This is a genomic window from Acholeplasma equifetale ATCC 29724, from assembly GCF_000687735.1.
Classification (GTDB): Bacteria; Bacillota_I; Bacilli_A; order Acholeplasmatales; family Acholeplasmataceae; genus Acholeplasma; species Acholeplasma equifetale.
The window spans coordinates 1-1,008 of sequence record NZ_JHXL01000026.1 but is presented as its reverse complement, the minus strand read 5'-3'; the positions used below and the strand labels follow the sequence as shown (position 1 = coordinate 1,008).

At 49.1% G+C, this 1,008-nt stretch carries 1 rRNA gene; it reads left to right on the top strand.

Going from position 1 to position 1,008, the window contains the following annotated elements:
* Window positions 1-1,008 (top strand): 16S ribosomal RNA (locus T434_RS0106175); the annotation flags it as partial.

Genomic DNA, 1,008 nt, shown 5'->3' with positions numbered 1-1,008 from the left:
CCCTTAACTCGAGGATAACTCTGGGAAACTGGAGCTAATACTGGATAGGACATATTGAGGCATCTTGATATGTTTAAAGATTTATCGGTTAAGGAGGGGTCTGCGGCGCATTAGTTAGTTGGTGAGGTAAAAGCTTACCAAGACGATGATGCGTAGCCGGACTGAGAGGTCGAACGGCCACATTGGGACTGAGAACGGCCCAAACTCCTACGGGAGGCAGCAGTAGGGAATTTTCGGCAATGGGGGGAACCCTGACCGAGCAACGCCGCGTGGACGAAGAAGTTCTTCGGAATGTAAAGTCCTTTTATCTGGGAAGAAAAATAACCAAATTGACGGTACCAGATGAATAAGCCCCGGCTAACTATGTGCCAGCAGCCGCGGTAATACATAGGGGGCGAGCGTTATCCGGATTTACTGGGCGTAAAGGGTGCGTAGGCGGTTAATTAAGTTTCTGGTGTAAGTGCAGTGCTTAACGCTGTGATGCTAGGAAAACTGGTTAACTAGAGTGAGACAGAGGCAAGTGGAATTCCATGTGTAGCGGTAAAATGCGTAAATATATGGAGGAACACCAGTGGCGAAGGCGGCTTGCTGGGTCTATACTGACGCTGAGGCACGAAAGCGTGGGGAGCAAACAGGATTAGATACCCTGGTAGTCCACGCCGTAAACGATGAGTACTAAGTGTTGGCCAAAAGGTCAGTGCTGAAGTAAACACATTAAGTACTCCGCCTGAGTAGTACGTACGCAAGTATGAAACTCAAAGGAATTGACGGGACCCCGCACAAGCGGTGGATCATGTTGTTTAATTCGACGATACGCGAAGAACCTTACCAGGTCTTGACATGCTCTGCAAAGGCTTAGAAATAAGTACGGAGGTTAACAGATGCACAGGTGGTGCACGGTTGTCGTCAGCTCGTGTCGTGAGATGTTGGGTTAAGTCCCGCAACGAGCGCAACCCTTATCGTTAGTTACCATCATTAAGTTGGGGACTCTAGCGAGACTGCCAGTGA